Annotated in this window: 4 protein-coding genes; all 4 read left to right on the forward strand. The window is 22.2% G+C overall.

Going from position 1 to position 13565, the window contains the following annotated elements; translation table 11 throughout:
* The first annotated feature begins 523 nt into the window (after positions 1-523).
* The 4 genes from GII40_RS02740 (at position 524) to clpB (ending at position 13353) form a co-directional block, all read left to right on the forward strand.
* Positions 524-1906, forward strand: a complete 1383-nt coding sequence (locus GII40_RS02740; RefSeq protein WP_226813306.1) for an MFS transporter — start codon at positions 524-526, stop codon at positions 1904-1906.
* 3702 nt (positions 1907-5608) lie between these two features.
* Entirely contained in the window at positions 5609-6514 is a 906-nt protein-coding gene (gene ispA / locus GII40_RS02745; RefSeq protein ID WP_226813307.1) for a (2E,6E)-farnesyl diphosphate synthase, read from the forward strand.
* A 190-nt stretch (positions 6515-6704) separates the two neighbouring features.
* Positions 6705-8564, forward strand: a complete 1860-nt coding sequence (gene dxs / locus GII40_RS02750) for a 1-deoxy-D-xylulose-5-phosphate synthase (RefSeq protein WP_226813308.1) — start codon at positions 6705-6707, stop codon at positions 8562-8564.
* A gap of 2215 nt (positions 8565-10779) precedes the next feature.
* A complete protein-coding gene (gene clpB, locus GII40_RS02755) occupies positions 10780-13353 on the forward strand; it encodes an ATP-dependent chaperone ClpB (RefSeq protein WP_226813309.1) in 2574 nt (857 codons plus the stop codon).
* Positions 13354-13565: the final 212 nt, after the last annotated feature.

Consider the following 13565-nt stretch of genomic DNA (forward strand, 5'->3'; position numbering starts at 1 on the left):
ACAGTATTAGCCCTTATATTATATATTGTACTTATAAAGTAAAGAAATATAAATAATAAGATATTCTAGATAACTATTAGAGTAGTATATACGATAAGTATAATATTTTATTAGCATTTTTTAATAACGATACTATAAAACATTATATGTTTAATATATTTATATTGCAAATACTTTTATATAAAAAAATTTTTATATATACATCATTATAATTCTTAATTAAAATATTAATTATGACTAGAGAATGGTAGAAATATAAATTACCTAAATTATTAAATCATGTATTACTTTATTATTTCTAATTATTTTTATATCTTGTGATATAATTATTATAATGTATTTATAAAATATTAATAAATATATTATATAATAATAAAACAATATAATTAAAATAATCAATCATATAATAAAAGCAATTATATTTAATTCATTGCTAATGAAAATATTATTTAATAAATAATATCTAATAAGTCTTATAACGTATAAACATTACATATTATTATTCTAAATAAATGAGGTTGTAATGAATGATTATAAAATTACTCTAGAAGAATGGAAAGCTATTTGGAGTCTTAGTGTTATATTATCAATACGTATGTTTGGTATGTTTATGGTTTTACCAGTATTGCATACTTATGGAATGTCACTAAATGGATCTTCAGAAACATTAATTGGTATTGCAATTGGTATTTATGGATTAACTCAAGCTCTTTTTCAAATACCTTGTGGCTTATTATCAGATCGTATAGGACGTAAACCTTTAATAATTGGCGGTCTGTTTATACTTGCTGTAGGTAGTGTTATTGCTGCTCTTACAAATTCTATTTGGGGTGTTATAATTGGAAGATCTTTACAAGGATCTGGAGCTATTGCATCTACAATAATGGCATTATTATCAGATATTACTAGTGAGCAAAATCGCACTAAAGCTATGGCCTTTATTGGCATAAACTTTGGTATTACTTGTGCAATTTCTATAGTTATAGGTCCTATTCTTGTTCAATTAATTGGTCTTTCTGGCTTATTCTGGATTATTACTTTATTGTCTATTTGTTGTATAATTATTACTTTTATATTTGTTCCCACACCTAAACAACAAGTATTGAATCGCGAATCTAATATGATGATAGATAGTTTACATATAGTATTGCTTAATAGTCGTTTATTAAAAATTAATTTTAGTATTATGTGTTTACATATCTTATTAATATCAAGTTTTATTGCTTTACCTCCTATTATGGAGCAAGCTGGACTAATGCGTGACAGTCAATGGAAAATATATCTTATTACAATGTTAATAGCATTATCATGTGTCTTTCCTTGTATTATGTATGCAGAAAAGTACCGTCGTATAAAAATAGTGCTACAATTGTGTGTTATGTTAATGCTTGTTTCTCAGATAATATTGTGGTTTGCAAGATTAAAATTATACGGAATATTACTTGGTATGCAATTATTTTTTATTTCTTTTAATATTATAGAAGCATTGTTACCATCTCTTATTAGTAAAGAATCACCTACTGGTTATAAAGGCACAGCTATGGGTATTTATTCTACTAGTCAATTTATTGGTGTTGCTGTAGGAGGTAGTATAGGTGGTTTATTGTATGCATATAATGGAGCTGAAATAATATTTGCTAGTTGTATAATACTAACTCTGTTCTGGTTAATATTAACATTTACTATTAAAGAACCTCTTTATCTAAGTAGTTTGCGTATTATTATTCCAGATAACATTCCAGTAAACTTAAATTTAGAAAATAAACTAAAAAATTTACAAGGTGTAACCGACGTAGTATTAGTTTCAGAAGAAAAAACAGTATATTTAAAAATTGATCCTAAAATTACAAATCGTATGAAGATAGAACTCTATATAATCAAGCACAGCACTTATAATAAAAATTAATATTTTTATGTTTAAATATATAAAATATAAATAAACTAATTTTAATGAATTATTTTATAATATAATTACATTATTTATTAAAATACTATGTATATATCTAAATCATAATAATATAATTATATATTATATAATCACTAAGACAATAAATGCTTATATTTTATCGATATTTTATGGTGCTATAGAGGTAATTTTTAACAAATTATATTAATAATAGATCTTTATTAGTTTATTGATCACATTACTCTTGTAATATATGTATATTTTATATACTTGAATCTATTATATTATTTAATATATATAAAAATAATATTTTAATACAAAAAATTAATATATTATCTTTTATATTAAAAAAATATTGCTACTTAACTAAATAACAAATATTAAAATATTTATATAACAATTAGTATTAACTATAAAAACATCAAAATATTTATTTCAAATAAATTAATATATTATAAATAATTTCTATATTCAATAATATTTTCAACTAATAGTATGACTATAATATTGAGATAAAATAAATATATAAAAAATATACATTAAAAATTATTTTATTTAAATAAAATAATTAATATATTTTTATTAGTTTATAATATATTGTATATTTTAGTATCATAAACTATTCTTAAAGTAAAGAATCTTATGCTAAGAATAAATAATATTTTTTAAGCACTTTTGTTATTTTGATTTAGTTAGATACTTGTTAATAAGAGATACCTTAAATAATTTTTTCTCTTTCTTAAGATAAAATAAAAATAATTTTATGTGATAGATTGTAGTAAAAAATATAAATATTGATTACATTTTTTATAATGTAAATAATATATTACTAAAATTTAATTTAATTTATTTGATATTTAAATATAAAAATATTTTTTGTGTGTAATAATTAATAAATTTCTCAATTAGTAATAAAATTTATATTTTATATCTAAAGATTTTTTATAAAAATATAATATATTTTTCACACTATTTTACTAAAAATACAATATCCTTATAATTAATAATAATTAATGTATTCATAGTACCTAAAATATTATTTATTTTATAAAAAACAAGCTATTTGCTAACGTATTTTTTTAAATATATATAATTAATGTATTAATAATAATTTGTAAGATAATTATTATTAATATTATAAAATTATTTATATGCATATTCTAAAAATTTTTTAATTAATTTCTGAATAAATTTTATATATTTTTGAAAAAACTAAAAAATTTAAAGATCAATTTTCTAAGAATTATATAATGTTTAAGCAAGAAAATAAAATATTTTTATATATAAATCATATTTTATACATATATATTAAAATTTTTTATATTTATTTATTAAAATAAACATATTATTTATAATAAATTACTAAATAATCAATCTAATTAATAATATAAAATAAATAATTTAATATAATGATACAATTATATTAAGTAATGAATATAAAAAATTAATAGTATTTCATTATAAGAATATCGATATTTATCTTGTATTTAATTAATTTAAAAAATATTATTTATATTAGATATAGTTAATAAAAAAATAAATATTTATTATCATATTATAATGGCAAAAATAATATTTTTAACGAAAAATATGTTCAATAAAATACAAACAATATTTAGTATATAATATCACCACCTAACATTTACTTTACAAAAGTAACATAACTTATAAAGATAACGATCTATATAATTTTATTAAAAAAATATCATACAATAAATAATGATAATAGACATGTAAATAACATTATATTATTCATTAAAACCATTTTACATATGTTATAATAATATTTATAACCAATAATACAAGTATCAATAATATTGATATATTAATACATTTAATAATTAAAGAAGAATACTAATTATTAGTAAGTTAATAGATATTATGTTAGGCCATTTATAGTTTTATAAATTTATTATAGTAATGATTGTATAAAATATACAATACATTATACTTTATTTTATACATATATGATATATACTCAATATATAAATTCAATATATTATATTTGTTAAATTATTATTTATATTGTAACATACAATAAAACATTTTACATTACATATAGAACAATTTTTTTATTTTAATCATATATAGAATATATAATTAGTAATTCATAGCATTATTAATAGTTAGTTAGATAATAAATATACTATATATAATATAGCCTGAATAAGATAATAAAAATATTTATTAAATATAGTATTTTAATAAAATTATTAATAATAACAACTATGTTTTTTAAGAAAATCATTGTAAACATTTTATGTATTAAGATATTGTATTATAAAAAATGAATATATACTATATTAATAGTATATTTCATGATAAGATATTAATATATCAATATTATATAATATGACTTATAGCATTAAATGAATTATTGTATATTGTATATATAATAAATATTAACATTATAAACTAGTAATTTATTTTTAGTAATTAATAATAATTATTTTTTTAATTTTAATAATCAATATTATAATACAGTTATCGTTCAATCCAAATATATAAATCAATGATATAACTATCATAAAATTTTTTAGTAAAAATAATATAAAATATTATTTATTATGCAATACTAATTCATTTTATTGATTATTATTTATTTTACATGTGTAGATGAAATATTTTCTAGATATTTATTGATAACTAAATATTTAAATATCATAATTATCTGTTTAAATACATTATTTGAGTTTAATATAATTATATATGTTACAATTATTATAATAAATAATATTTTTATAAAATTATTTTTAGTACAATAAAAAATATATTCTGTCTGTTAGTTAATTATTAAGATGTTAGTAAGATTTAACAACTAATTAACAAATTAATAAAAAATTATTAATTTTAATATTTTGAATATACAGTAAATATTAATAAATACAATTATTTTAACGTAAGAGGTTAAAATATGTTATTCATTAAACAATAATAGAGTATCTCTAGAAATACAAATACAATATATTATTATATTACAATTTTATATGTATATTATTGATATATTTATTATAAATAATGATTACTACTTTATATGTAATAATACATAGATCAAATGTTTTTAATTTGATTAACTGAGAAAATATAATTAATTATCTATATGCTAATTTATAATATTATTCAATAATATACTAATATTTTAGTATACTCTTAACAATGTAATTTTAATACTTTATTAATTTTTTATAAAACTTTAATTGTTATGTGTGTAATAAGAAAAGTATCAATTAAATTGAAATAGTCATTATTTAATAATTATTATTTAATAAATTACATAGTAATAATTTTTATTTTTTTAAAAATAACTTAATTTAGTAAAATTATATTAATAATATAAATAAAATTTTATTTAGTACAATATATTCTAGTATAGAGTATATAATTGTTAATTAACAGATCTTATTATTTATATTATTTTCTATAAAATTTACAATATTATAAATATATATTACAATATTGTAATATTGTCTAATATTAAATTATTTTCATAAAACAAATAATAAAAGGATGTCAAAAAATATTCATTAAAAGTAATAAGTTATTATATAAAATATTTTTATATATTTATGCAATAATTTAGAAAATATAAATATTTAATATATCGTAAGATATATAATATCAAAAAAATACTGTATATTATTTTTAACCGATAAATACAAAATAACTCTTTTATTTTTCTTTTTTTAATGTAGATCATAATCTATGATTATTCTAGAAAAGTTATTTAAAAAATATCATCAGAGAGCAGACTCTGCAATTATCAAATGTATTAAACTTTTACCTTTTGCAAAAAGTCTGCTTGTTGCAGCCATGTTTCATAACGCATTACCTGGTGGCAAGAGATTACGTCCTTATTTAGTCTATGCTACCGGAGAAATGTTTGGGTTATCATTAGATGTATTAGATGTACCAGCAACAGCTATCGAATGCATGCATGCTTACTCGTTAATACACGATGATCTACCAGCTATAGATGATGATAATATACGTCGTGGTAGGCCCACTACTCATATAAAATTTGGTGAAGCACATGCAATTTTAGCTGGTAATGCATTTCAGAGTTTAGCATTCTCTATTTTAGCTGATAGTCCTATGCCAGCAGTATCTGATTCTGCTAGAATAGCTATGTTAAGCGAGCTTGCAAAAGCTAGCGGGGTGGCTGGAATGTGTAGTGGTCAAGCATTAGACTTAGAAAATGAAGGAAAAAATATAAATTTATTAGTATTAGAGAAAATTCACAAACATAAAACTGGTGCATTAATTCGCTGCGCTATTCTTATGAGCGTATTAGCCTCAGGAAAATATGCTCACACAGCTATACCATTCTTAGAAAAATATGCATTAGCAATTGGTTTAGCTTTTCAGGTAAGAGATGATATTTTAGATGTTATTGGAAACAGCAGACAAACCGGTAAAACACAAGGTTCAGATCAAAAACGAGAAAAAAATACATATCCTGCTTTACTAGGTCTAAAAAAAGCACAAAACAAAGCCAAAGATCTATATAATGATGCAATACACGCTCTTGAAGAATTAGAACAACACTGTAGTATCAATACTATAGCATTAAAATATTTAGCAAGTTTTATTATTAAAAGAAATAATTAAGATATATAAATAATCACTTAATTTCTCTTAAATATATCATAATAAACATTATTACATTTTATACTAAAAATATAATATCCAAATTATATGAAATAAATTATGGATATAATATAACATATAACAAATATTTATTATAATAATATATGTATAGAATATAAATAACAACACTAATTTCAAACATGAGTTACGAATGATTTTAGATACCAATTACTATCCAACATTATCTCTTATTGAATATCCACATGATCTTCGCTTGCTATCTCAAGAGAATCTACCTCAGTTATGTAAAGAATTACGTCAGTATCTTCTTAATAGTGTTAGCCTCTCTAGCGGACATTTTGCTTCTGGTTTAGGCACAATTGAATTAACTGTTGCATTACATTATACTTATAATACTCCATTTGATGCATTAATCTGGGATATTGGTCATCAAGCATATCCACATAAAATTTTAACTGGACGCAGACATCTTATATCAACTATACGTAAAAAAGGAGGATTGCATTCATTTCCATGCCGTTATGAAAGCCAATACGATGCACTCAGTGTAGGTCATTCCTCAACATCTATAAGTGCAGGAATAGGAATGGCTGTTGCTGCTGAACGAGAAGGTAAAAATCGAAAAACTGTATGTGTTATTGGTGATGGCGCTATAACTGCTGGCATGGCTTTTGAAGCTATGAATCACGCTGGAGACATTAAATCTGATATACTTGTTATTTTAAATGATAACGATATGTCAATCTCTGCAAACGTAGGTGCACTAAATAACCGTTTCGCTCATTTACTTTCAGGTAAATTTTATTCTAGATTTAAAGAAAATAGTAAAAAATTTTTTTCTAGTTTACCACCTATTAAAGAATTGATTAAACGTACCGAAGAACATTTAAAAGGAATGGTTTTTCCAGGAACTTTATTTGAAGAATTAGGATTTAATTATATTGGTCCTATAGATGGTCATGATGTGCAAACGTTAATCACTACATTAAAAAATATGCGTAATTTTAAAACTCCTCAACTACTACATATTATAACAACAAAAGGTAAAGGATATCCTCCTGCCGAAAAAGACCCAATAAGATGGCATGCAGTACCTAAATTTGATCCAGTAAGAGGTGTTTTACCAATAAACTCAAATAAGAGACCTACTTATTCTAAAATATTTGGTGAATGGTTATGTGAAAATGCTAGCAATAATAGCAAAATGATAGCTATAACACCAGCAATGTGTGAAGGTTCTGGCATGGTACATTTTTCTAAAAAATATACAAAACAATATTTTGATGTTGCTATTGCAGAACAGCATGCAGTTACTTTTGCTGCAGGACTAGCTATTAGTGGCTATAAACCAATAGTAGCTATTTATTCTACTTTTTTACAACGTGCTTACGATCAAGTAATTCATGATATCGCTTTACAAAAGTTACCAGTTATGTTTGCAATAGATCGTGCAGGAATTGTAGGAGAAGATGGACAAACACATCAAGGAGCTTTTGATATATCTTTTTTACGTTGCATTCCTAACATAATTATTATGACACCAAGTGATGAAAACGAATTTCGTCAAATGCTACATACTGGCTATAAGTATCAAATCGGACCAACAGCTGTGCGTTATCCAAGAGGATCAGGTACAGGTGTAACACTGGATCCTCTGAATTGTTTAACTATTGGTAAGGGCATAATAAGACGACAAGGTAGTAAAATAGCTATTTTAAACTTTGGTGTTCTTATTCATAATGCTTTAATTACTGCTGAACTATTAAATACTACTGTGGCTGATATGCGTTTTGTAAAACCACTAGATGAGAATCTAATATTAGAGTTAGCTGATACCCATGATTTTTTAGTAACATTAGAAGAAAACGCTATAGTAGGTGGTGCTGGCAGTGGCGTTAATGAATTACTTATGTATAAACGTAAATTAATACCAGTATTAAATTTAGGATTACCAGATCAATTTATCCAGCAGGGCACTCAAGAAGAAATATTACATGATATGCAACTTGATGCAATTGGTATAACTAACCAAATTAAAAATTGGTTATAAATTATTAATAATACAATATATTATTTTAATTTTTAACATTTTAATAACATTAATATTAATAGAATACTGTTATTAAAATAACATTAATGATTAATACGATAAAATTTTTTATAGTTTTATATATGATACAACTAATATATATTTTTAAAAAATTAAAAATAATAATAAATTTTAGTTTATTAAGAATAATTATATTTATCATTATTATGATAATAACACTATAATAGTTTTTTAAATAGCTGGAAATATACTTAAAATTATAGTACTATAAAGTAATTATTTATATAAATATAAAAATATATTTTATTCAATTAAAACATAATTTGTTAATAACTTTATATATTTAATTATTTTTATTAAAATATTACTTAATTAATTGAGATATGTATATATAATAATATGCTGATCTATTATTGAGTTTTTTACAACTATTTAATACTATAATTAATAGTAATATTATTTTTCATATATATTATAATTGTATTAAAATAATAAGATATATAATATATATAAAAGTTTTATTATTTTTAATAAAATATTTTTAATGTTATTTAACATTTAAACTCTAGTATATATATACTGATATATAAAACACATATAAGAATATAATATCTAATGTATTATTTATTACCAAAATAATAATTAAGAATACATTATGATCTATAATAATATATAATATATATTAGTTATATGAAATGATTTATTTTAATAAAAATCACTATATAATTTATTAATTAAAAGATATCATTACTAAAATTAATAAGTAATCATAATAATAAAAATATAATATTTATTACTATATTTGTCATTATAATAGATATTCTATGTCATATAATATATTTGCATATATCTTTAAATATATTTATTTTTAAAGTAAATAATATAAAATTAATTAAACTATTTAAAACTATTGTCTATTATAGATAATAATACTTATTATGATATATGTAAACTATGAATAATGACAGTTCAATGTATTTATATATACAAACATACTAATTTTAATATAATTCATTTTATTCTTTAGTATATAATTTTATATTTTCTTACAAATATAATATATTACATATAAAAAATATTTATTTTTATACTAATAGTATTTTTTAATGCATTTAATAATAAATAAAATACTAGGTGATTTTAACAAAAACATAAAATAATTAAATATTATGTTTTATTAAATTTTTAATATAATGTGAAAATATTTCTTATAGATTATGCATATACTATTATAAGCGCACATAGTCATTTAATCAAATTTTTAATCATCTAAAATTATATTAAAATAAATCTTTATAATTTTTGTAACAAAAGTAGTATTTTATAAAAATATTTACCTGATCTATATCTATCTATGTACTCAGTGTATACTTAATAATAATATATAAAATATTAACTTTACCAAATAAATAAAAGTAATGCAGAATGAACAATAATGTTGTTATATTTCATGCTATTATTATATGTAGTTACAAAAATATAGATAATATAATCATTATTGTTACCTACTCATTCATTATATTATTTTTTCAAAATATACTATAAAATTCATATACTTATCTTAGTAACCTTAGATATATATTATATATTTTAATATACATAAATTCTAAAAATATCTTATATTAAGATATAAGATATTGTTATATATAATAATCAATAGTTAACATATACATTAAAATGTATATTAATCTAATTTAGATTATTAATATTAGGATTGTTTACATCTGAATATCTAATATGCTAGATATAATAATATCAATATTATTTATACTAACTAAGTATTAGTATATGAAATAAATACTTTATTGATAGTAAACTTTATTCAAGTATTTTATAAAAATATCTATAATAGAGGATAAAGAAAGTATAAATCTATAGTATTTTATACATAAAAATAAGTAATACTCACAAAGTATTAAATTTTAAATAAATAAATTTAATTTTGTAAATACTAATAACATCTATTATAATATCATAATATATGATATAATATTAAAAATAATTTAAAACATTTTATAGTAAAATAATATCTTTATATAAAATAAAAAATATTTTAATAGTTTTTTTTAAAAAACTGAATTTATAAGATATAAAATTAATTGTTAAAAACAATATATATCATATTAATTATTTACTATACATAATATATCTAATAAAATACTATTGTTCATTAATTACTTTTTATTAAAAATGTTTACAAGTATCGGAAATTATTATGCGTCTAGATCGCTTGACAAGCAAGTTTCAGCTTGCTCTTTCTGATGCCCATTCACTAGCAATTGGGCACAATAATCAATTTATAGAACCAGTACATATGATGAGTGCATTACTTAATCAAAAAAATAGTACGGTTCAATATTTATTAACGACTGTTGGTGTTAATACGAATATACTGAATAAATATCTTCAAAAAAATATTTCTTATTTACCACAAATTACGGATAATACTCAAAGTGTGCAACCATCAAATGAATTGATGTATATATTAAATCTATGCGATAAACAAGCACAAAAATTTAATGATACTTTTATTTCTTCTGAATTATTTTTATTAGTAGTCTTAGAAAGAAAAAGCACTCTAAATGATATATTAAGAAAGGCTGGTGCAACAACAACAAACATTAGCATCGCCATTAAAAAAATGCGTGGAGAAGAAAAAGTGAATGATGTAAATTCTGAAGAATATCGTCAGGCATTAAAAAAGTATACTATAGATTTAACTCAACAAGCTGAAGAAGGAAAGCTAGACCCTGTAATTGGACGTGATGAAGAAATACGTAGGACTATCCAGGTATTACAACGTCGTACTAAAAATAATCCTGTTCTTATTGGTGATCCTGGGGTAGGTAAAACTGCAATTGTTGAAGGTTTAGCACAACGTGTTATTAACGGTGAAGTTCCAGAAGGTCTAAAAAATAAACGCGTTCTTTCTATGAATATGGGATCTCTAATAGCTGGAGCTAAATTTCGTGGTGAGTTTGAAGAACGTTTAAAGGCTATATTACATGATTTGTCTAAACATGAAGGCAATGTTATTCTATTTATTGACGAATTACATACTATGGTTAGTGCTGGTCAAGGAGATGGTGCCATCAATGCAGGCAATATGCTAAAGCCTGCTTTAGCTCGTGGTGAATTACACTGCGTTGGAGCAACAACATTAGATGAATATCGTCAATATCTTGAGAAAGATGCCGCACTTGAGCGTCGTTTTCAAAAAGTATTGGTTACTGAACCAACAGTAGAAGATACTATTGCAATTTTACGTGGTCTAAAAGAGAGATATGAACTACATCACCATGTTCAAATTACTGACCCTGCAATAGTTGCTGCAGCAAATTTATCTAATCGCTATATTGCAGAGCGTAAATTGCCAGATAAAGCAATTGATCTTATTGATGAAGCAGCATCTAGTATTCGTATACAAATAGATTCTAAACCTGAATCGCTAGATCGTTTAGAACGTCGAATTATTCAGTTAAAATTAGAACAACAAGCATTAAATAAAGAATCTGATGAAGCTAGTAAAAAACGTCTTGAGCTTATTAATGTAGAAACTGAGCGTAAAGAACTTGAATATAAAAAACTAGAAAAAGAATGGAAAACAGAAAAATCTTCTCTTAGTGATATTCAAAAAATTAAGACCGAAATTGAACAGACAAAAATTACTTTAGAACAAGCTCGTCGTATATCTGATTTAACTAAAATGTCTGAAATTCAGTATGGTAAGTTACCTGTCCTAGAAAAAAAATTACAAGAAGCTACGCTATATGAAAGCAAAACTATGAAGCTATTACGGAATAGGGTAACTGATATAGAAATAGCTGAAGTTCTAGCACGTTGGACTGGTATTCCTGTAGCACGTATGTTAGAAAGTGAACGTAAAAAATTATTACATATGGAAGATACCCTTCATGAACGTGTCATTGGTCAAGAAGAAGCTGTAGAAGCTGTTTCAAATGCTATTCGTCGTAGTCGTTCTGGTTTATCGGATCCTAACCGTCCAATTGGTTCTTTTTTATTTCTCGGGCCTACTGGTATTGGTAAAACTGAACTATGCAAAGCGCTAGCAAATTTTTTATTCGATAGTGATGAAGCTATGGTTCGTATTGATATGTCTGAGTTTATGGAAAAACACTCAATATCACGTTTAGTTGGCGCTCCTCCAGGGTATGTTGGATATGAAGAGGGAGGTTACTTAACAGAAGCAGTTCGACGTCGACCTTATGCTGTTATTTTGTTAGATGAAATAGAAAAAGCACATTCAGATATATTTAATATTTTATTACAGATATTAGATGATGGACGCCTTACTGACGGACATGGCAGAACAGTTTATTTTCATAATACAGTAATAATTATGACTTCTAATCTCGGATCTGATTTAATTCAAGATCGCTTTGGACATCTTAATTATAATGATATTAAAGAAGTAGTAATGAATGTAGTATCACACCATTTTCGTCCTGAATTTATTAATCGTATAGATGAAAATATTGTATTTCATCCATTACATCAAACAAATATTAAGAAAATTGCGTTAATTCAATTAAAACGTCTATATCAGCGTTTAGAAGAAAAAGGTTATACCATTAAGATTAGTGATAATGCTTTAGAACAACTTGTAAAAGTTGGCTTTGATCCAATATATGGTGCACGTCCACTTAAAAGAGCTATTCAACAGGAAATAGAAAATCCGTTAGCACAACAAATTTTATCTGGACAATTAGTACCAGAAAAAACTATTATACTAGAAATTTATGGTAATAAGATACTTGCTATGCAGTAATTAATCACTATGTTTTAATATTACATGATAATTAAAATTAGTATATAATTTTTTATCAAATAATATGAAATAATATAAATTATTATTTTTTGTTTATAGCATTATTATGAATATAATTAATATAGCACATAAATATATTATAAATTATTTCTTTAATAAAGCAAAAAAATATTTTTATATATGAAATATATCATTTTCTTTTTACTTAAGAA

The sequence above is a fragment of the Candidatus Profftia lariciata genome, assembly GCF_020541265.1.
Taxonomy (GTDB): Bacteria; Pseudomonadota; Gammaproteobacteria; order Enterobacterales; family Enterobacteriaceae; genus Profftia; species Profftia lariciata.